The following is an 18,932-nucleotide window of genomic DNA, read 5'->3' on the forward strand; positions in this document are numbered from 1 at the left end:
GCGCTGGCTTTTATGTTTCTATCCAGTACGCCCCGTCGCTCGCAGCAGCACATCAATCAATACTTGATTCGGTAATACACTTTCCCCACGCGAATCCAGCATCATACGACACCAGGCCTCGCCCAACGGTGGAGAGAGATGTTGTAAAACTTGTGCGCCGGTTGCCAGTAGCGCCAGCAGCCGTGTCAGTTCCCTGCCCCACTCTTCTTGTGGTTTGTGCAGCCGCTGTTGCAACTGCCGCCAGCTACGATCGAAATGCCGGTTTTGCCCCTTTACCTCATCAAATTCTGCATGCAGCATTTCCATAGCACCCGGCTGTTTAGTCAAAACACGCAGCACATCAAGGCTCATGATATTGCCGGAGCCTTCCCAAATACTGTTCACCGGCATTTCACGATAAATACGAGGTAATTCGCTGTCTTCGCAATAGCCGATTCCCCCGAGTACTTCCATCGCTTCTGCGACAAACGGGATACCTGATTTACAGACGCTAAACTTGGCAGCTGGGGTAAAGAGGCGGTTATAGGCCAATTCATGCGGGTTAGCAGGTGATTCCCAGGCGCGAGCCAGACGGAACAGAAACGCCGTTTGCCCTTCAAGTTGCAATGCCATTCGTCCAAGCACCTGGCGCATAATAGGCTGGTCGATCAGCGTCTTGCCGAATGCTTGCCGTTGATGTGCGTGATACAACGCAACCGAGAGCGCACGGCGCATCAGGCCATGGCTACCCAATGCACAATCAAAACGGGTGTAGCCACCCATTTTCAGAATCGAACGAATCCCTTCGCCTTCCTCTCCAATAAGCCATGCTGTTGCATCGAGAAACTCGGCTTCACTGCTGGCGTTTGAACGATTACCAAGCTTATCTTTCAACCGCTCAAAGCGAACCTGATTGCGCTGCCCATCCGGTAAAAAGCGCGGCAGGAAGAAGCAGGACAACCCACCTTTCGCCTGTGCCAGAACCAAATGAGCATCACTTTGTGGAACGGAGAAAAACCACTTATGGCCGACTATGCGATACATTTCGCCAGGGCCGCGTTTGTCGATGGCTTCAGCGCGAGTGGTGTTGCTGAGTACATCCGAGCCACCTTGCTTTTCGGTCATCCCCATGCCAATCAACAGGCCACGTTTTTGCGCACCGGGTGCAAGATGGGCATCGTAACGATCGCTGAGCATCGGCTTCAGCCACGGTTGAAATTCTTTGGGTAGATGCTTAAGCAAGAGAGGGATCGCACCAAATGTCATGGTTATCGGACATAACGTGCCTGCTTCCACTTGTGCGTGCTGAACAAAACGCGCTGCGCGGGCAACAAACGAGCCCTGCCTGGCATCTTCCTGCCACGGCAAATTATGAACCCGATTGGCGCACAATCCCTGCATCAACAAATGCCAGGCGGGATAAAAGCGCACATCATCAAGCCGTTCGCCGCTAGAGTCATAACGAAGTAATTCAGGGGGATTCGCGTTTGCCAGCCGCCCGAGTTCCAGCGATTCAGCCGAGCCGAGTTGTTGGCCAATACTCGCCAGAAGTTCAGCATCCCAGCCAGCACCTTCACGTAAAACAGCTTCGGTTAACGAAATATCAGAAAGAAAAAGGTTACTGTTGTTGAGGGGTATTGGTTGGTTAAAAACGGTATGAGTTTGCCAGCGCATCGTGTTCCCTCCCATTAATGGCATAGCCATTAGTATGGACGGTGACAGCGCTTATGCATGGAGGAGGATCACAAAGCGGGGTGCGAGCGCACCCCACAAGAGATTAACTGCGTTGACGCACAGCTTCGAACAGGCAAATACCGGTCGCAACGGAAACGTTCAATGAAGAAACCGTTCCGGCCATTGGGATGCTAATCAGCTCATCGCAATGTTCACGTGTCAGGCGACGCATACCTTCACCTTCAGCGCCCATCACCAGCGCCATTGGGCCGGTCATTTTGCTCTGGAATAAAGTATGGTCAGCTTCGCCCGCTGTACCGACGATCCAGACGTTCGATTCCTGTAATAAGCGCATAGTGCGAGCCAGGTTGGTCACACTAATAAGCGGAACGTGCTCTGCGGCACCGCAGGCCACTTTCTTGGCAGTCGCGTTCAGCTGGGCAGATCTGTCTTTCGGAACGATAACCGCGTGCACGCCAGCGGCATCTGCGCTACGCAGGCAGGCACCGAGGTTGTGGGGATCGGTAACGCCATCCAGAATAAGCAGGAACGGGGTATCGATACTGGCAAGCAGGTCTGGAATATCATTTTCCTGATACTGACGACCCGGTTTCACGCGAGCAATAATGCCCTGGTGCACCGCGCCTTCAGATTTTTCATCCAGCCATTGGCGGTTTGCCATTTGAACCGGCACACCCTGAGCTTCCAGCGCATGAATTAAAGGCATCAGACGTTTGTCTTCACGGCCTTTAAGAATAAAGACTTCCCGAAAACGCTGAGGAGCGTTATCAAGCAGTGCCTGGACGGCGTGAATGCCGTAAATCATTTCACTCATTACTGTTACTCATTTCAGGTGCTGATGCACCGTTGTTAATGCTGATATGGTCACCCTCACCCCGGCCCTCTCCCCAGGGTGAGGGAGAAAACCGATCGGGTTAGGGTGAGAGGTATTATTCGTTAGCTCGGCTGCTTCTTCGCAGCGCGCTTGGCTTTAGTAGCGGCGGCTATTTTACGAGTTTTGTCCGACTGCGTTTTTGGTTTCTTCGCTTTCGGCTCGGCTTTTGTGTCGGCGCTTTTCTCGGCTTTCGCTTTCTTCGGCTTGGCTGGCCCTTTCTCTTTACGGAAAGTGCTGTCTGGCTCGAAGTTCGTGCGTTTACCGCCCTGACGACGTTTTGGCCCGTTGCCGTTTGCGCCTTTTTTCGCTCGGTCTTTCTCAGTTTTACCCGCGCCACGAGGAACACGAGTGCTGGAAATCAGAGCAAAATCAATTTTACGCTCGTCCATGTGGACGGCTTCAACGCGCACTTCGACACGGTCACCCAGGCGATAAGTCTGACCACCGGATTCACCAATCAGGCGCTGCCCGATTTGGTCGAAACGGTAGTAGTCATTATCGAGAGTGGAAACGTGTACCAGACCATCGATAAACAGATCCGTCAGACGAACAAAGAAACCAAAACCGGTAACGCTGGCGATGATGCCAGTAAAGGTATTACCGACCTGATCCTGCATAAAGTCGCATTTCAGCCAGTCAGCTACATCACGTGTCGCTTCATCGGCGCGGCGTTCTGCCATGGAACAATGCTGGCCCAGTTGCAGCATTTCGTCCATCTCGTAGTGCCAGCCACCAGACTCGGTGCTATTGCCCGTATGACCCTGCTCTTTCGCCAGCAGATACTTAATCGCACGGTGTAACAGCAAATCCGGATAACGGCGGATTGGCGAGGTAAAGTGCGCGTAAGATTGCAGCGCCAGGCCGAAGTGACCACGGTTTTCTGGATCGTAAACGGCCTGTTTCATGGAACGCAGCAGCATGGTTTGCAGCATTTCATGATCCGGGCGATCGGCAATCGAGTTCAGCAATTCAGCATAATCACGCGGTTCTGGTTTCTGCCCGCCAGGCAGTTCCAGACCTAGTTCAGCCAGCACCGAACGGAATGACGTGATCGCCTCGTTAGTTGGACGATCGTGGTCACGGAACAGTGACGGTTCGTTGTTTTTCTCGACAAAGCGTGCCGCCGCGATATTCGCGAGGATCATGCACTCTTCGATAAGTTTATGCGCGTCGTTACGAACGGTTTGCTCAACGCGTTCAATACGGCGCTCGGCGTTGAAGATAAACTTCGCTTCTTCGCTTTCAAACGAGATGCCGCCACGCTGCGCACGGGAAACATCCAGCACTTTATACAGGTTATGTAGCTCTTCAATGTGCTTAACCAGCGGCGCATATTGCTCGCGCAGTTCCTGGTCGCCCTGCAACATGTGCCACACTTTGGTGTAGGTCAGACGCGCATGGGAGCTCATTACCGCTTCGTAGAATTTATAACCGGTCAGACGGCCCGTCGAAGAGATGGTCATTTCACAGACCATACACAGACGGTCAACCTGTGGATTGAGCGAGCACAAGCCGTTGGACAGCACTTCCGGCAGCATCGGGATAACCTGCGATGGGAAGTAAACTGACGTGCCACGGTTACGAGCTTCTTTATCCAGCGCGGTTGGCGGGCGAACGTAATAGCTTACGTCGGCAATAGCGACATATAAACGCCAGCCGCCGCCACGTTTCTTCTCACAGAACACGGCATCATCGAAGTCACGCGCATCTTCACCATCGATGGTGACAAGCGGCAGGTCACGCAAATCCACGCGGCCAATTTTGGCTTCTTCCGGCACCTGTTCTTTAAGTGAAGCGACTTGTGCTTCGACTTCTGGCGGCCAGACGTATGGGATTTCATGGGTGCGCAGCGCCATATCGACAGCCATGCCGGTGCCCATGTTGTCGCCAAGAATCTCAACAATTTTACCTACAGCTTTGGTGCGGCGAGTTGGACGCTGAGTCAGTTCAACCACTACCACAAAGCCCATGCGTGCGCCCATTACCCCTTCTGGTGGGATAAGGATATCGAAGCTCAGGCGGCTGTCGTCAGGCACCACAAAACTAATACCGGCATCGGTAAAGTAGCGGCCAACGATTTGCCCGGTTCTTGGCTCAAGTACGCGCACAATACGCGCTTCGCGACGGCCTTTACGGTCGGCACCCAGCGGCTGCGCCAGCACGATGTCGCCATGCATGCACATTTTCATCTGCTCAGATGAAAGGTAGAGATCGTCTTTACGACCTTCTACGCGCAGGAAACCAAAACCATCGCGATGGCCAATGACTTTGCCTTTTAGCAAATCGAGACGTTCTGGCAGGGCGTAACACTGGCGGCGGGTAAAGACCAACTGTCCATCGCGTTCCATGGCTCGCAAACGGCGACGCAGCGCTTCAAGTTGTTCTTCACCGGTAATATTCAGTTCTTCAGCCAGTTCGTCACGATTGGCTGGTTTTTCACGTTTGGAGAGATGAGCGAGAATAAACTCCCGGCTTGGGATCGGGTTTTCGTATTTTTCGGCTTCTCGTTCCTGAAAAGGATCTTTTGACATTGCGGTTCCTCCGTTGTCATTTGCTGAGGAAATCGTGATTTATTCCACCAGCAATAATTTGTAGAGCGGTTGGTTTTGGTCCACCAAATCGGCCAGGGTGTGCTTATCCAGCTCTGTAAGAAAGCTTTGCACCGCCTGGGCCAGTGCCTGTTTCAGGCGACATGCGGGGGTAATATGACAAAACTCACTGCTACAGTTCACCAAAGAAAGCGGTTCCAGCTCGCGCACCACATCACCGACACGGATAGATACCGCCGGCTTGCCGAGGCGAATGCCACCGTTTTTGCCGCGCACTGCCGTCACATAGCCTGCGCGACTGAGTTGATTGATGATTTTCACCATATGATTACGTGATACACCATACACTTCTGTGACTTCAGAAATGCTCGTCATCTTGCCTTCAGGCAAAGACGCCATGTAAATCAAAGCACGTAAACCGTAATCAGTAAAACTCGTTAACTGCACATCAACCTCTAGGGTGGGAGGGGAAACGCTTTTCGCCATCAGGGCGATATATTGATGATAAACCAGCCATATGGTTGCCAGCTAATTTATTTAACGGGGAAGGTAGATAAAACGGCAGGATAAAGCAGTTGGGGCGTGCTATGCGCACACCCCATCACATCATTATGCGTCGAACGGATCGCGCAGAATCATGGTTTCAGAACGGTCCGGACCGGTAGAAATAATATCCACTGGTACTTCGGTCAGCTCTTCAATGCGTTTGATGTAGTTCAGTGCTGCCTGAGGCAAACCGCTACGCTCTTTCACGCCAAAGGTGGTTTCTGACCAGCCTGGCATGGTTTCGTAGATTGGCTCGATACCTTCCCAGTCGTCAGCAGCCATTGGAGTGGTAGTCACTTCACGGCCATCTGGCATACGGTAGCCTACGCACAGTTTAACTTCTTTCAAGCCGTCCAGTACGTCGAGCTTGGTCAGGCAGAAACCTGACAGGGAGTTAATCTGCACTGCGCGACGCACAGCAACGATGTCCAGCCAACCGGTACGACGACGACGGCCAGTGGTAGCACCATACTCGTTACCTTGTTTGCACAGGAACTCGCCGATGTCATCAAACAGTTCTGTTGGGAACGGACCTGCGCCAACGCGAGTAGAGTACGCTTTGATAATACCCAGAACGTAATCAACATAACGTGGACCAATGCCGGAACCTGTTGCCACGCCACCCGCGGTGGTGTTGGAAGAGGTCACGTACGGATAGGTACCGTGGTCGATGTCCAGCAGTGTGCCTTGAGCACCTTCGAACATGATGAAGTCGCCGCGTTTACGTGCGCCGTCCAGCAGGTCGGACACGTCAACTACCATGCTGGTCAGAATGTCAGCAACTGCCATGACATCGTCCAGAACTTTCTGGTAATCAACCGCTTCAACTTTATAGAAGTTAACCAGCTGGAAGTTATGGTATTCCAGAACTTCTTTCAGTTTGTCTGCAAAGGTGGCTTTGTCGAACAAGTCGCCAACGCGCAGGCCACGACGGGCCACTTTGTCTTCATATGCAGGACCGATACCACGACCGGTAGTACCGATAGCTTTCGCACCACGAGCTTTCTCACGAGCCACATCCAGCGCAACGTGATAATCAAGGATCAGTGGACATGCTTCAGATAACAGCAGGCGCTCACGTACCGGAATCCCACGGTCTTCCAGCTCTTTCATCTCTTTCATCAGTGCAGCAGGAGACAGCACAACGCCATTACCGATGATGCTGGTAACGTTATCACGCAGAATACCTGATGGAATAAGATGAAGAACGGTTTTTTCACCGTTGATTACGAGAGTATGGCCTGCGTTGTGACCGCCCTGGTAGCGCACAACATATTTAGCCCGTTCAGTCAGAAGATCTACGATCTTTCCTTTACCTTCGTCACCCCATTGGGTGCCCAGTACGACGACGTTGTTACCCATTTTTCAAAATCACCGTTTGCTTAAAAAAGGATTCTACCATCGGTTTCTTCGATGATCAGCCCTTTTAGTATGCAAAATGGTAATCATCGCCCTCAATGTGACTCAACCACCGCTTCGACTCAACATGTAGTAGATAACAATACCTGCAACCACTAGACCACCACCAAAACGGCGCAGCGTATTGTCGGGAAGCTGAGTTAAAGCGGCAATCATTCGGCGCCACATACGCGGGTAAAGCATTGGCCCGAGTCCTTCGAGCACTAAAACTAACGCTAATGCCATCCAGATAGTCGAATTCATATTTCCCTCAAACACCAATAAAAAAAGAGCCGGTCAGACCGGCTCTTGTATAACTCGCGAAAATTAACGTGAACTGTTCGCTGGCGTTTTCATGTAGCGGAAGAAATCATTCTCCGGACTTAGCACCATCACGTCCTGACCAGAATTGAAGCTGGCCTCGTAAGCACGCAGGCTACGAATAAAGGCATAGAAGTCTGGATCCTGGCTAAATGCGTCTGCAAACAGTTTGGCAGCTTCAGCATCACCTTCACCACGGCTAATACGGCCCTGACGCTCAGCTTCTGCCAGAGTACGAGTGACTTCGTAGTCGGCGGTAGCACGCAGCTTCTCAGCTTCTTCCTGGCCTTGTGAACGGTGACGACGAGCAACGGCTTCACGCTCTGCACGCATACGGTTGTAGATTGCTTCAGAAACCTCTGCTGGCAGGTTGATCTGCTTGATACGCACATCGACCACTTCGATACCCAGAGCCGCCATACTGTTCGTGTTAACCACAGGCACTTTGCCATTGGTTTCTTGAGTCACACGCGCCGCCGCCGATGCAATCGCATCATCCGCAGCAGGCGTTGACACTTCATCGTCAGCACCCGCAGAACCTGAGTTCAACGCATCACGAACATCCAGAGTCAGGCGACCACGGGAATCGGTCACGATGTCTTTCACATCAAGACGACCAATTTCAGAACGCAGACGGTCACTGAATTTACGTTTTAACAGCACTTCAGCTTGAGAAACATCACCACCACCGGTTGCCAGATAGTAGCGACTGAAATCACTGATACGCCATTTGATATAAGAATCAACGATCAGGTCTTTCTTCTCTTTGGTTACAAAGCGGTCGGCCTGGTTATCCATGGTCTGAATACGCGCATCAAGAGTTTTAACTGACTCGATAAACGGTACTTTGAAATGCAGACCTGGCTCGTAGACCACCGGCTTATTTTCATCATCACGCAACACCTTACCAAAGCGTAACGTAATCCCGCGCTCACCTTCTTGTACCACGAAGACCGAGGTAAACAGCACCACCAGCACGATGATAATTAAAGCAATGACTGACTTACGCATCGTTATTCACTCCCTACGCGCTGGTTATCAGTGCGCTGCGCGTTCACGCGGCGCTGATCCATGATATCGCCCTGACTAGTTGAGGACGGTGTGCTGGCGCTACCGCTGCTAGAGCCGGATGCAGGTGGCAAACGCAACAGATTATTCGCGCCACTGCTGTCACTCTTTGCTGCAGGCTGAGAGCCACCTTTCAGCATCTGATCCAGAGGCAGAACCATCAAGTTGCCGCCTTTGTCGTTAACCAGAACTTTACGAGTATGGCTAAGCACTTTTTCCATGGTTTCGATATACAGACGCTCACGGGTGATTTCCGGTGCGGCTTTGTACTCTGGCAACAGCTTCGCAAAGCGTGCAACTTCACCCTGCGCTTCTAACACTGTCTGTGTTTTATAAGCGCGAGCTTCTTCGAGAATACGCTGCGCCTGGCCGTTAGCACGCGGCTGAACTTCGTTGGTATAAGCTTCAGCTTCACGGATGTATTGCTGTTCGTTTTCACGCGCAGAAATCGCGTCATCAAACGCAGCTTTTACTTCTTCCGGTGGACGAGCTGTCTGGAAGTTAACGTCCAGTAAGGTGATACCCATGTTGTACGGACGAATGGTTTCTTCCAGTTCACGCTGAGTATCATTACGAATAATGGTACGACCCTCGGTGAGGATCTTATCCATGGTGTATTTACCAATAACACCACGCAGTGCGCTGTCGGTTGCCTGACGCAAGCTGTCGTCTGCACTGGTTACGCTATACAGATAGCGACGCGGATCGGTCACGCGATACTGGACGTTCATTTCGACGCGAACCACGTTCTCGTCAGAGGTCAGCATCACACCAGAAGCCGCCAATTCGCGAACTGCTTCAACGTTTACCGCAGTGACTTTATCAATAAATGTTGGTTTCCAGTTCAGACCTGGCTCAACCAAATGGCTGAATTGACCAAAACGAGTCACCACACCACGTTCAGCTTCTTTGATGGTATAGAACCCAGTAGCAGCCCAAATAACCACGGCTACGGCAGCAACAATGCCGACCATACGACCACCGATGTGTGGACGCGGAAGCTGTGAAGAACCGCCGCCGGTACCGCCACCACCACCGCTTTTACCGCCACCAAGGCCGCCGAGTTTTTTGCTTAATTTCCGGAAGATATCATCAAGATCAGGAGGCCCCTGATCCCGCCCTCCTTTATTACCCCCAGAGTCGCCGCCTGGTTTGCTGCTTCCCCACGGGTCGCGGTCCTGTCCGTTATTACCGGGCTGATTCCACGCCATGTTTATGCTCCATATTTGTTGTGCGGTGATATCCCCCTAAGGGGAAAAAGTCTTCAGGACAGTCCCTTGACTTGCTAAACGATGTAGTCAACGAGTGCCGGTTCTTGTTTACAGAGGCGACGCCAGTCAACAATAGGCATACGAATTTGTAAGCCAACACTGCCGTCCTCCTCCATCCACTCTTTTTCGATTGCCTGAAGCTGATAAAAACGGCTTCGCAGTCGCCCAGCCTGGGGGGGCAAGCACAACGTATGCTGTGCAATTTCACCAGATAAACGCTCAGTCAAAGCCTGGAAAAGCAGTGGAACGCCATCACCGGTCTGGGCAGAAAGCCAGACCCGTATCGGCATATTTTCATCATCTCTGTCGATACGAGGAACAAAGTCGTCCAACATATCTATCTTATTCATCACCATTAGCGCAGGAATTTCATTAGCCTCAATCTCTTCGAGAACGGTATCAACCGCGGCAATGTTTTCCTCGATCCTGAGATCACTTGCGTCAATCACATGTAATAACAATGTCGCCTGACGAGTTTCCTGCAGGGTTGCTTTAAATGCTGCCACTAAGTCATGCGGCAGGTGACGAATAAATCCTACTGTATCCGCCAGGATCGTTTCACCCACATCGGCGACGTTAATACGACGCAATGTTGGATCCAGCGTAGCAAACAACTGATCTGCGGCATAAACATCTGCCGCTGTTATTTGGTTAAACAGGGTGGATTTGCCGGCGTTGGTGTAGCCCACCAGAGAAACGGTTGGGACATCAGCCTTGGCACGCGATCTTCGCCCTTGCTCACGCTGTTTTTCGACTCGTTCTAAGCGACCAAGGATCTGCATAATCCGATTGCGCAGTAAACGGCGGTCGGTTTCGAGCTGAGTTTCCCCAGGGCCTCGTGAACCAATCCCCCCTCCCTGACGCTCAAGGTGGGTCCAGCCGCGCACAAGGCGAGTTGCCATGTGACGTAACTGAGCCAGCTCAACCTGCAATTTACCTTCATGGGTACGCGCACGTTGAGCAAAAATATCTAAAATCAGGCCGGTTCTGTCGACGACACGACATTCACACAGCGCTTCGAGGTTACGCTCCTGAGCAGGAGACAACGCATGATCAAATAAAATGACCGATGCCCCAGTGGCTTTCACTGCATCGGCAATTTCAATTGCCTTACCTTCACCAACAAAATACTTCGGGTGAGGAGCTTTGCGGCTACCAGTAACCACCTGTAACGCTTCGACACCAGCTGAAGAGACCAGAGATTCAAACTCATCCAGATCTTCTTTGTTTTTGTCTTGCGTAAAATAGATGTGTACCAGCACCGCCTGCTCACCGGCATCATAACGGTCAAACAAGCGTATAACCTCTCAAAAAGACCAGCGGGGAACCCAGCATCCCTGGTTCCCCGGCTTGGAAAAACAACGTTATGCCTTATTCAGCGTCTTCGTTGTCTTGTTGTGGCGCAGAACCTTGCGCACTTCCACCATGGTGGTAGCTGCCAGAACCGCTAGTACCGGTGTTATTGCTGTGATGAGATACCGGACGAGACGGAACAACAGTTGAAATCGCGTGCTTATAGACCATCTGGCTAACCGTGTTTTTCAACAGGATCACAAACTGATCAAAAGACTCAATCTGACCTTGCAGCTTAATACCATTCACCAAATAAATAGAAACTGGAACACGTTCGCGACGCAGTGCGTTCAAGAACGGATCTTGTAATGATTGCCCCTTAGCCATTCTATCTTTTCCTTATATGCTTGTTGTTTGTAACTCAAGAGCCCTGAGGCTCTGAAAAACTGCGTAAGATACTGCGCACCATAACGATTCAATTGTACACATTCATTGATGCTTCGCACTAACTACCTGTACTACATCGTTGTAAGACTGGGACGGATTATCACTGTCTAACCAGTGAACACCTTCCCAACCTCTCAACCAGGTCATTTGACGCTTAGCCAATTGTCTCGTCGCGCAAATACCACGATAAACCATTTCATCATGAGGAATTTCACCCGCCAGATAAGACCACATCTGCCGGTAACCCACACAACGAATGGAAGGCATGTCCGTATGCAAATCACCACGGGCAAAAAGAGCCCGTACTTCAGCTTCAAATCCCGAAGCTAACATCTGATGAAAACGCTGCTCAATTCTTTGATGGAGCAGTTCACGGCTCGCCGGGGCGATGGCGAACTGATGCACCTGGTAAGGCAGAGCTTCTCCTGACGTTTGTGTCAGTTCCGTTAAAGTTTTACCCGAAATGAAAAAAACTTCCAGTGCCCGGGAAAGCCTTTGTGGATCATTTGGATGAATACGAGCAGCGGCAACCGGATCAACCAGTGCTAATTCACGGTGCAACGCATCCCATCCTTGCTCTGCTGCCTGTTTTTCTATCCGTTCCCGAACTTCAGGAGAGGCGGATGGCAACGGCGATAAACCTTCTAACAATGCCTTGAAGTAGAGCATCGTTCCCCCTACTAATAAGGGGATACGTCCTGCAGCGGTAATTTCCGCCATTTCAGCCAGTGCATCACGCCGGAAATCTGCGGCGGAATAAGCCTGTGCCGGGTCGAGAATATCAAGTAACCGATGCGGAGCCTGGGCGAGTTCTTCTGCCGTTGGCTTCGCGGTACCGATGTCCATCCCTTGATAGATAAGGGCCGAATCGACGCTTATCAACTCTACCGGCAACGTTTTACGCAAATTAATGGCTAACGCTGTCTTACCTGAGGCCGTCGGCCCCATCAAAAAAATTGCCTGTGGCAGGTTTTGCTTAACTTCAGTCATGTTTCAGGGCGTTCATCGCCAATTGTAAATCAACAGGTTGTAACAAACCGCCAGGTGGTGATTTCACCAGTTGCGGACAAAGACGCTCTACGTCAGCCAGCAGGGCAATTGCCTGTGACTGGTTCCATTGTTCATGAAAGCCGTCCATTTGACGAGCAAACCATTGAGCAATCTGTGTTGCGCTAACCTCTGTCTGTTGCGCCAGGTATCCTGGCAGTTCGTGAATCAAGATTTGTAAATTTTGTTTACGCAAAGGTAAAGGTACCGTGCGAATTGTTATCTGACGCGACTCCGCAACAAATTCGATGCCCATTTCCAGCAACAGTGATTGATTTTTCAGCAAAACATCCTGTTCTTCTTTGGTCACCTTCAACCGAACGGGTATCAACAGCGGTTGGGCTCGAGCGCCTTCACTACCCGGCACGAGCTGCACCATTCTCAACCAGCGCTCAGCTACGCTTAGTGAAAGCAGCATCAATTTGCCTTCGCGTTCCAGCAACGCCAGGTCCGGAGGAAGAACCGTCAGTACGCGGCCAAAACTTTGCGCATGTGCATCTAACGCCTCGAAAACTTCAGGCTCAGCAACACGATTCTCCACCGCAGATGCGGGTGTATTCAGTAACTCGCGGTACAACGCACCTTCTTTCTTCTGAAAACCGGGTGCAGCATGGGGCCACAATGGTGCGACTTTATTCACGCCCCCACCGCTATGCCCAGGGATATTTTCCCCAGAACTACGTGGTGCAACGTCACGATATGCCGCTTCGCGATGTGTCGTTGCCGGAGCAGGGGTCGCAAACTGATTCCGCCCCGATGCAACGCGGTTTTCAGGCTGCCAGCGCGGTTGTGGATCTTCCGCAGTCTCTTCCAACGGTAGACGATTTTCGCTCTGCTGTTGCAAAACGCTTAACACGCCCTGGTAGATAAAATCATGTACCAGGCGCGACTGATGAAAACGGACTTCATGCTTAGCGGGATGCACATTCACATCCACCTGATGCGGGTCAATTTCAAGATATAGCACAAATGCGGGTTGTTGCTCGGCCCCAAGCTTATCTTCACAGGCCTGGCGGATCGCATGGTTGATCAGGCGATCGCGCATCATGCGTCCATTCACATAACAGTATTGAATCTCAGCAAGCGCTGACGTGGTGGCAGACGGTTCAGCCACCCAGCCACGCAACGCCAAATCACCATGTTGCCATTCGATGGCCAACGCTTGTTCGAGGAATGCAGTACCGCAGATTGCCCCAAGGCGGCGTTCACGTGGTGCGCCTTCCGCTACAGCACGGTACTGACGTATCACTTTACCGTTATGGGTGAGATTAATTGACACATCGAAGCGCGCCAGCGCAATACGTCTGACGATTTCATCAATGTGATTAAATTCGGTTTTTTCGGTGCGCATAAATTTGCGCCGGGCAGGCGTGTTGTAGAACAGATCCAACACCTCGAGCGTGGTTCCAACAGGATGTGCGGCAGGTTTAACCGTCACATCTTGTTCGCGTCCTTCGGCATAAGCCTGCCACGCCTCGCTTTGTTCAGCAGTACGCGACGTTAACGTCAGCCGCGCAACTGAACTAATACTCGCCAGCGCTTCACCACGAAAACCAAGGCTAATAATGGCTTCAAGGTCATCAAGTGTAGCGATTTTACTGGTGGCATGACGAGCCAGCGCCAGCGCCAGCTCATCTTTTTTAATCCCGCAGCCATTGTCGCGAATGCGAATGAGCTTGGCACCACCACGTTCGATATCAATATCAATCCGCGTAGCACCCGCATCAAGGCTGTTCTCAACCAGTTCTTTCACCACCGACGCGGGGCGCTCTACCACTTCGCCAGCCGCAATCTGGTTGGCAAGTTGCGGCGGCAAAACCTGAATCGGCATGAAATATCCTTATTGAGTAATCGCGACCTGATCGACACCTGAGCCTGAGCGTGCGGTCTGAGAAGAGTCAGGTGCTGATTGTAGCGGATGCGTCAGGAAATAATCTTTTAACCCTTGATAAATAGCCTGGGCAATTTTTTGCTGATAATCATCGCTATCCAGCAGACGCTCTTCCGAATGGTTACTGATAAACCCGGTTTCCACCAACACAGAAGGAATATCCGGGGAACGTAACACCCCAAGGCTCGCATGCTCCGGACGGCGTTTATGTAACGCGCCTACCCGCTGCATCTGCGCCAGAACTTTGGTTGCCACATCATACCCGACGCGCTGAGAATGGCCGAATTGCAAATCCAGCACCGCCTGGCTGAGATAAGGATCCGCCTGGCTGTTGGCCAGCACATCGCCCGCGCCGCCAAGTAACTCGGATTGTTTTTCGTGTTGCTCAAGCCAGCCTGCCATTTCGCTATTTGCCCGGCGATTTGACAACACCCAGACAGAAGCCCCTGTTGCATCGCGATTTGGTGCGGCATCAGCATGAATCGACACCAGAATATTGGCGTTCTGCTTACGGGCGACATCTGAACGCCCCATCACTGAAATAAAATAGTCGCCATCGCGAGTGAGCACACCTTTAAACATGGAGTCGTCATTAAGCAACTCACGAAGTTTACGGGCGATAGAAATAGTGACGTTTTTCTCTTTGGTACCACCGGGGCCAATCGCGCCAGGATCTTGCCCACCGTGACCGGCATCAATGGCGACGACGATAGTATCGGATTGAGTGGTGGTGCGTTTCGCTCGTGCCGGATGCGTGACGGTATTCGAACTCATGGCACCGGTTACGGTTTGAGAACTAAAAGGATTTTTTGCCGGTTCAGCGGGACGTGTTACTGGCAACACTTCAACACGTTTCGCCACTACTGGTGGAGGTGGCGGCGGCGGCGGTGCATCGGCATTAATGGTAAATACCACCGTATAATTAGCGCCGTGCTGCTGTTTCACCGCTCGTGTTTTACCTGGCTGGGTGAGGTCCACCACCAGACGTAAAGAACCGCTATCTTTAGGTTGCCCGGATCGAATGCTTTTCACCAGATTATTGCCACTGAATAGCAGCGGCAAACCTCTAATAACACCGGTTTGCTTGATATCCAGAGCAACGCTTTTTTTATCATCCTGAGAAAAAGCATATTCAGGGTCACCAATAAAACTAAAGGTGATCCGCGCCTGCGAATCACCATTTGATACCTGAATATCTGCTAAATTTGCGGCGTTGACCTGTACAGTCAGTACCAGTAAACACACCGCCATCAACCAACTTTTTACGCGAGAGATCATCCCGTCATCCTTGTTATTTGGCCAACCGCGCCAGTAACGACTCACCAGATGAGGAAACTGCTTTCAGACACGCTTCGCGCCCGCAAGCCTGGTAACTTAGGTGGATTTCGACATCCGGTTCTGGAAGCACACCCTGACCTTGTTGCGGCCACTCCACCAGACTGATTGCATCATTGGTGAAATAGTCACGGATTCCCATAAACTCGAGTTCTTCTGGATCGGCAAGACGGTAAAGATCGAAGTGATACACCATCAAATCGCCGAGGGTGTACGGCTCCACCAACGTATAGGTTGGGCTTTTAACGTTCCCTTTATGGCCTAGCGCCTGTATAAAACCACGGCTAAATGTCGTTTTCCCCGCGCCCAGGTCACCATACAGATGAATAACGGTGGCACCTTCGCAGGCTTTAGCCAGACGGGCACCCAACTCTAATGTCGCAGCTTCATCAGGTAATGCGATAACTCGATTAATCATTTTCTTTGCTATTCAAATCCGGGTTAACAAAAGGGTACAACGTCGTTAATAAGTCGCTCGCTAACATGCCACGCGTGCCGTAGCGATGGGCTAACATGTCAGCAGCAGCACCATGAGCAACACAACCAGCGCAAGCAGCATCATACGGGGTTAACTTCTGTGCCAGCAACGCTCCGATAATTCCGGACAGCACATCCCCCATTCCACCACTGCCCATACCAGCATTACCCACATCAATCATTGCGCACTCACCACTTTGGCTGGCCACAATCGTACCGGCACCTTTTAAGACCACAATTCCACCATAACGTTTTACCAGGCGGTCCGCGGAAAGTAAGCGGTCACTCTCAATTTGAGATACGGTACAATTTAATAACCTGGCGGCCTCTCCAGGATGCGGCGTAATCACGCGATTCTGACGTTTATCGGGATTGATTGCCAGAAGGTTAAGCGCATCGGCATCCCACAACATCGGTTTCTGACTGTTCTCTGCTTTTTGTAAGGCGCTTTTGCCCCACTCCTGCTGCCCTAAACCTGGGCCAATGACCACCACATCAGCCCACTCAAGAGATTCATCAAGCGTTTGTGCAGTCAGTTCCTGAACCATTAATTCCGGACGAGCAGTGAGCAATGGTACAACGTTCTCGATACGTGTCAGCACTCTGACTAAACCCGCTCCCGCCCGTAATGCGGCTTCACCCGCCATTCTAATCGCTCCGGCAGTACCGTAATCACCACCAATAACCACCAGCCGCCCGTTAGTGCCTTTGTGCGAAGTAGGTTTCCGTGGCAGAAGCCAGCCGGATAATTGTGCGCTATCCACGCGAGAAATTGGCGCTGTCTGGCCTTGCAACCACTCTTCAAGACCAAGCGCATGAAAATGCAGTTTACCGACCACATCCCGAGCCTTTCCCGTTAGTAAGCCAGGTTTGAGAGCAATAAACGTCAGGGTATGGGAGGCATGTATCACTGCACCTGGTGTCGCCCCAGTTTCTGCGAGCAGGCCTGAAGGAATATCCAGCGCAATGACCGGTGCCGAATACTGATTACATTGTTCGATAAGCTGTACTGCAGCCTCACGCGGCACGCTATTCAGACCGGTTCCCAACACACCATCAATCACAAGGTCGATATCATCGGGCCAGACAGTATCCGCTGCGTGAATCACACCCGCGGCATTTAGCCAGGCATCGCGCGCTGTAGCAGCTTCTTCCGGTAAGGCTTTATCGCTTTCTAATGCCAGCAATGTCACGCGGATGCCAGCAGCCTGAGCAAGCCGAGCCACCACGTAACCATCGCCGCCGTTATTGCCATGCCCACATGCAATCAACCAGTGGTGAGTTTGCGGGTACAGTTCACGGGCTAAATTAAACGCCGCCGCTCCCGCTCGTTGCATCAATTCATACAGCGTTAACCCTAAGTCATCCGCCGCCTGCTTTTCAGCGGTGCGCAGCCAGTCTGCTGACCAGACTGAATGTGGTATACTTTTAGCGGTTATTTTTAGGCTCAGGTCCGTCATGTCACAGCCCCTCGATCTCAATCAATTAGCGCAAAATATTAAACAGTGGGGGATCGAACTCGGCTTCCAGCAAGTTGGAATTTCCGATACCGATCTCACCGCCAGCGAGCCTGCGCTCCAGATGTGGCTGGATAAACAATACCACGGTGAGATGGACTGGATGGCTCGTCATGGCATGATGCGTGCCCGGCCTCACGAACTGCTCCCCGGCACTTTGCGTGTGATTAGCGTGCGCATGAACTATCTTCCGGCAAACGCAGCCTTCGCTTCAACGCTAAAAAACCCCAAAATTGGTTATATCAGCCGCTACGCGCTTGGACGTGACTACCACAAACTGCTGCGTAATCGGCTCAAAAAACTGGGTGAAATGATCCAGTCCCACTGTTCCACGCTGAATTTTAGACCTTTTGTGGATTCTGCGCCGATTCTTGAACGCCCGTTGGCAGAAAAAGCCGGTCTGGGTTGGACAGGTAAGCACTCACTTATCCTTAATCAGGAAGCCGGTTCATTCTTTTTCCTCGGCGAACTGTTGGTCGATATCCCTCTTCCTGTTGATAAAGCTATCGAGGAACAATGTGGGCGCTGTGTGGCTTGCATGACTATTTGTCCAACCGGCGCGATTGTGGAGCCATACACCGTGGATGCCAGGCGCTGCATCTCCTACCTCACCATTGAGCTTGAAGGCGCCATTCCCGAAGAGTTCAGACCATTAATCGGTAACCGCATCTATGGATGTGACGACTGCCAACTGATTTGCCCGTGGAATCGTTTTTCGCAACTCACCACAGAAGACGACTTTAGCCCGCGCCGTGCGTTACATGCACCACCGCTGGTTGAGTTATTCGCCTGGAGTGAAGAGTATTTCCTGCGGGTAACCGAAGGTTCGGCAATTCGGCGCATTGGACATTTGCGCTGGCTGCGAAATATTGCGGTAGCGATGGGTAATGCGCCATGGGATGAAGCGATTCTGGAAGCACTACAACAACGAAAAGGTGAGCACCCACTTCTTGACGAACACATCGACTGGGCGATTGCGCAACAATTAACCAGACGAAGCGCGAATGCAACGGAAGTCCAGTTACCGCAAAAACAGCGTCTGGTTCGAGTCATTGAAAAGGGGTTAAAACGTGATGCGTGAAATGTCCACAGGATGTGAATAAAAATTTGAAAGCCTTGCCCCACAAGCGATGTAAAATCTGCAAGCGATCGAGTTAACATTTTTAAACATTATAAAAATGAATTAAATCAATTAGTTAAACTAAAGATGTAAAAGTTAATAAA

At 51.5% G+C, this 18,932-nt stretch carries 16 protein-coding genes; 1 reads left to right on the forward strand and 15 read right to left on the reverse strand.

Features of this window, described 5'->3' with window-relative positions:
- Positions 1-18 precede the first annotated feature (18 nt).
- The 15 genes from D8682_RS13235 to nnr all read right to left on the reverse strand — a co-directional run bounded on the left by D8682_RS13235 (position 19) and on the right by nnr (position 17,651).
- On the reverse strand, positions 19-1,653 hold the full coding sequence (locus D8682_RS13235; protein WP_121814466.1) for an isovaleryl-CoA dehydrogenase: 1,635 nt from the start codon (positions 1,651-1,653) through the stop codon (positions 19-21).
- A 103-nt stretch (positions 1,654-1,756) separates the two neighbouring features.
- Entirely contained in the window at positions 1,757-2,488 is a 732-nt protein-coding gene (rlmB, locus tag D8682_RS13240; RefSeq protein WP_034492799.1) for a 23S rRNA (guanosine(2251)-2'-O)-methyltransferase RlmB, read from the reverse strand.
- A 122-nt stretch (positions 2,489-2,610) separates the two neighbouring features.
- Entirely contained in the window at positions 2,611-5,079 is a 2,469-nt protein-coding gene (rnr, locus tag D8682_RS13245) for a ribonuclease R (RefSeq protein ID WP_121814467.1), read from the reverse strand.
- Between the two features lie 39 nt (positions 5,080-5,118).
- Positions 5,119-5,544, reverse strand: a complete 426-nt coding sequence (nsrR, locus tag D8682_RS13250) for a nitric oxide-sensing transcriptional repressor NsrR (protein WP_034492795.1) — start codon at positions 5,542-5,544, stop codon at positions 5,119-5,121.
- Between the two features lie 162 nt (positions 5,545-5,706).
- Positions 5,707-7,005, reverse strand: a complete 1,299-nt coding sequence (locus D8682_RS13255) for an adenylosuccinate synthase (protein ID WP_064540740.1) — start codon at positions 7,003-7,005, stop codon at positions 5,707-5,709.
- Between the two features lie 102 nt (positions 7,006-7,107).
- Positions 7,108-7,305: a DUF2065 domain-containing protein gene (locus tag D8682_RS13260; RefSeq protein ID WP_064540742.1), complete on the reverse strand. Its 198-nt coding sequence runs from the start codon at positions 7,303-7,305 to the stop codon at positions 7,108-7,110.
- Between the two features lie 63 nt (positions 7,306-7,368).
- Complete coding sequence (hflC, locus tag D8682_RS13265; protein ID WP_064540746.1) at positions 7,369-8,373, reverse strand: protease modulator HflC; 1,005 nt, start codon at positions 8,371-8,373, stop codon at positions 7,369-7,371.
- 2 nt (positions 8,374-8,375) lie between these two features.
- Positions 8,376-9,641 carry an FtsH protease activity modulator HflK gene (gene hflK / locus D8682_RS13270; RefSeq protein ID WP_064540749.1) on the reverse strand — a complete coding sequence of 422 codons (1,266 nt, stop codon included), beginning with the start codon at positions 9,639-9,641 and terminating at the stop codon, positions 8,376-8,378.
- Between the two features lie 74 nt (positions 9,642-9,715).
- Positions 9,716-10,996: a ribosome rescue GTPase HflX gene (hflX, locus tag D8682_RS13275; protein ID WP_064540752.1), complete on the reverse strand. Its 1,281-nt coding sequence runs from the start codon at positions 10,994-10,996 to the stop codon at positions 9,716-9,718.
- A gap of 76 nt (positions 10,997-11,072) precedes the next feature.
- Positions 11,073-11,381 carry an RNA chaperone Hfq gene (hfq, locus tag D8682_RS13280; protein WP_034461169.1) on the reverse strand — a complete coding sequence of 103 codons (309 nt, stop codon included), beginning with the start codon at positions 11,379-11,381 and terminating at the stop codon, positions 11,073-11,075.
- A 102-nt stretch (positions 11,382-11,483) separates the two neighbouring features.
- Complete coding sequence (gene miaA, locus D8682_RS13285; protein ID WP_064540755.1) at positions 11,484-12,431, reverse strand: tRNA (adenosine(37)-N6)-dimethylallyltransferase MiaA; 948 nt, start codon at positions 12,429-12,431, stop codon at positions 11,484-11,486.
- Positions 12,424-14,319 carry a DNA mismatch repair endonuclease MutL gene (gene mutL, locus D8682_RS13290; RefSeq protein ID WP_121814468.1) on the reverse strand — a complete coding sequence of 632 codons (1,896 nt, stop codon included), beginning with the start codon at positions 14,317-14,319 and terminating at the stop codon, positions 12,424-12,426. The genes miaA and mutL overlap by 8 nt, the downstream gene beginning before the upstream one ends.
- A 9-nt stretch (positions 14,320-14,328) precedes the next feature.
- The gene (gene amiB / locus D8682_RS13295; protein ID WP_064540759.1) at positions 14,329-15,657 is read right to left on the reverse strand and encodes an N-acetylmuramoyl-L-alanine amidase AmiB; all 1,329 of its coding nucleotides are present in this window, start codon (positions 15,655-15,657) and stop codon (positions 14,329-14,331) included.
- 13 nt (positions 15,658-15,670) lie between these two features.
- Positions 15,671-16,132 (reverse strand): tRNA (adenosine(37)-N6)-threonylcarbamoyltransferase complex ATPase subunit type 1 TsaE, encoded by a 462-nt coding sequence (tsaE, locus tag D8682_RS13300; RefSeq protein ID WP_064540762.1) that lies wholly within the window; start codon positions 16,130-16,132, stop codon positions 15,671-15,673.
- Positions 16,125-17,651, reverse strand: coding sequence for a bifunctional ADP-dependent NAD(P)H-hydrate dehydratase/NAD(P)H-hydrate epimerase (gene nnr, locus D8682_RS13305; protein WP_121814469.1), 1,527 nt, complete (start codon positions 17,649-17,651; stop codon positions 16,125-16,127). Before nnr ends, tsaE begins: the two co-directional genes overlap by 8 nt.
- On the opposite strand from nnr, the gene queG reads away from it, so the two are divergent.
- A complete protein-coding gene (queG, locus tag D8682_RS13310; protein ID WP_121814470.1) occupies positions 17,650-18,789 on the forward strand; it encodes a tRNA epoxyqueuosine(34) reductase QueG in 1,140 nt (379 codons plus the stop codon). The genes nnr and queG overlap by 2 nt on opposite strands.
- The last annotated feature ends 143 nt before the right edge of the window (positions 18,790-18,932 follow it).

The sequence above is a fragment of the Buttiauxella sp. 3AFRM03 genome, from assembly GCF_003675305.1.
Taxonomy (GTDB): domain Bacteria; phylum Pseudomonadota; class Gammaproteobacteria; order Enterobacterales; family Enterobacteriaceae; genus Buttiauxella; species Buttiauxella ferragutiae.

Excerpts from the sequence above, each read along its gene's own strand:
- D8682_RS13235 (WP_121814466.1), bottom strand. The coding sequence starts at position 1,653 with ATGCGCTGGCAAACTCATACCGTTTTTAACCAACCAATACCCCTCAAC.
- rlmB (WP_034492799.1), bottom strand. The coding sequence starts at position 2,488 with ATGAGTGAAATGATTTACGGCATTCACGCCGTCCAGGCACTGCTTGAT.
- rnr (WP_121814467.1), bottom strand. The coding sequence starts at position 5,079 with ATGTCAAAAGATCCTTTTCAGGAACGAGAAGCCGAAAAATACGAAAAC.
- D8682_RS13255 (WP_064540740.1), bottom strand. The coding sequence starts at position 7,005 with ATGGGTAACAACGTCGTCGTACTGGGCACCCAATGGGGTGACGAAGGT.
- D8682_RS13260 (WP_064540742.1), bottom strand. The coding sequence starts at position 7,305 with ATGAATTCGACTATCTGGATGGCATTAGCGTTAGTTTTAGTGCTCGAA.
- hflC (WP_064540746.1), bottom strand. The coding sequence starts at position 8,373 with ATGCGTAAGTCAGTCATTGCTTTAATTATCATCGTGCTGGTGGTGCTG.
- hflK (WP_064540749.1), bottom strand. The coding sequence starts at position 9,641 with ATGGCGTGGAATCAGCCCGGTAATAACGGACAGGACCGCGACCCGTGG.
- hfq (WP_034461169.1), bottom strand. The coding sequence starts at position 11,381 with ATGGCTAAGGGGCAATCATTACAAGATCCGTTCTTGAACGCACTGCGT.
- miaA (WP_064540755.1), bottom strand. The coding sequence starts at position 12,431 with ATGACTGAAGTTAAGCAAAACCTGCCACAGGCAATTTTTTTGATGGGG.
- mutL (WP_121814468.1), bottom strand. The coding sequence starts at position 14,319 with ATGCCGATTCAGGTTTTGCCGCCGCAACTTGCCAACCAGATTGCGGCT.
- amiB (WP_064540759.1), bottom strand. The coding sequence starts at position 15,657 with ATGATCTCTCGCGTAAAAAGTTGGTTGATGGCGGTGTGTTTACTGGTA.
- tsaE (WP_064540762.1), bottom strand. The coding sequence starts at position 16,132 with ATGATTAATCGAGTTATCGCATTACCTGATGAAGCTGCGACATTAGAG.
- queG (WP_121814470.1), top strand. The coding sequence starts at position 17,650 with ATGTCACAGCCCCTCGATCTCAATCAATTAGCGCAAAATATTAAACAG.
- nnr (WP_121814469.1), bottom strand. The coding sequence starts at position 17,651 with ATGACGGACCTGAGCCTAAAAATAACCGCTAAAAGTATACCACATTCA.